The sequence below is a fragment of the Microbacterium paludicola genome, assembly GCF_015235415.1.
Lineage (GTDB): Bacteria > Actinomycetota > Actinomycetes > Actinomycetales > Microbacteriaceae > Microbacterium > Microbacterium paludicola.
Genome location: NZ_JADGLL010000099.1, coordinates 1 through 1,100 on the forward strand (window position 1 = coordinate 1; position 1,100 = coordinate 1,100).

Here is a 1,100-nt window from a genome sequence, read left to right on the forward strand (position 1 = left end):
TAGGGTGAAGCACGTCGAGGTCCTCGGTCGGAATCAGAGAGTTAGCGCTTCTGATCCTCGGGGACCTCGACCCCTACCGCCGAATCACCGCCCGGCCACCCTCACCCCACCGGATGTCCGAAGAGCCCGCAATACCTTTCGCGCGCACTTCGCCCGATTCAGCGGAGTGCTCCCCTCTCGGGCACGACAGCTCGCCCCGAATCGGCGCAACCCGGGTCACATCGAGGGCGCCGTATGACCGTCTTCCCCGTGCCGAGCAGGTCCACCAGCCGTTATGAGTGAATCCACCAGCTGGCTATCCGTCCCGCTCGCCGCTGCACGTGTGAATCGCTCACCGGCGACCATCCGGCGATGGATTCGAGACGGCGAACTCAACGTCGTCGCCGGTCGGGTACGCGAAGACTTGCTCCTGAAGGTCGAATCAAGAATGCGGGCCCGCACGAACCAGCACACGTCAGCGCCGCGCGCCCCCCGCTCAGAGCTCGCCAACAAGCTGATCGAATGGGTCGTTCGACTCGAACGCGGAGAGTCGCTCCCGGCCTCGCATCGAGAGCTCCTACTCAGCGACATCCGCTTAGCGGCGAAAGCGCTCAAACAGGATCACGCAGGTGTAGCGGTAGACCGCGTTACGTCGTGTCAGCGCTCGAGTGATGTGAATATGCGGATGGCGGGTAGCGCTTACAGTGAACTGGCCTCGCGTCTGCTACCCCCATGCGAAGCGCGCCCGAGTCACGTTGTCGCCCAGCCCAACGCCACAGCATAGACCGGCAGCAGGAGGAGCGCTGCGGCCTCCAGCACCGCGAAGACCGCGACGCAGATCCACATACCCGCAAGCAGTCGAGGCCGCGGCTTGGTCGACCGAGCGCGGTGAAACGTAGCCGCTGCCGCCAGAGGGAGCGAGACAAAGGGCTGAATCGGCCTGACTTTCGTTCCGTTCTTCAAGCAAGGATGGAACACGATGAACAGGAAGTACTCGCCGGAGATGCGTGAGCGGGCGTTGCGGATGCTCGCGGAGACGCGGCCGTCGCACCCGACGATGATGAGCGCGGTTAGGCATGTGGCTGGGCTGCTGGGGATGAGCCCGGAGACGTTGCGACTGT

Annotated in this window: 1 protein-coding gene; it reads right to left on the bottom strand. The window is 64.3% G+C overall.

The window, feature by feature from the left end; genetic code table 11:
* Nucleotides 1-729: 729 nt before the first annotated feature.
* On the bottom strand, nucleotides 730-1,100 hold a 371-nt coding region (locus IR155_RS15690; protein WP_167760834.1), incomplete at its 5' end, for a hypothetical protein.